The sequence below is a fragment of the Geobacillus sp. WSUCF1 genome, assembly GCF_000422025.1.
Classification (GTDB): domain Bacteria; phylum Bacillota; class Bacilli; order Bacillales; family Anoxybacillaceae; genus Geobacillus; species Geobacillus zalihae.
On record NZ_ATCO01000329.1, the window covers coordinates 1 to 215 of the forward strand.

The following is a 215-nucleotide window of genomic DNA, read 5'->3' on the forward strand; positions in this document are numbered from 1 at the left end:
CTGTTTGAAAAATACCGCACCCGCATCGTTCCGATCGCTGTCTTCAGCTATGAGGCCCTTCGCGAGGAACCGTCCGTGTTCTCAATCGAGTTTCCCTTTGGCGACGTGCTGCAGTTTCGCTTTTTCCCGGTGGAGCTGCGCAAGAAACATTGGCGGGACTACATCCGGCATGACAATCCGATCGCGGCTGCCCTCCTTGGCAAAATGGGGTATAC

1 pseudogene is annotated in these 215 nt (G+C 55.3%); it reads left to right on the forward strand.

Annotation, left to right across the window (positions count from 1 at the left end):
- Positions 1-215 (forward strand): annotated as a pseudogene (locus I656_RS0117430) (DUF4351 domain-containing protein); the annotation flags it as partial.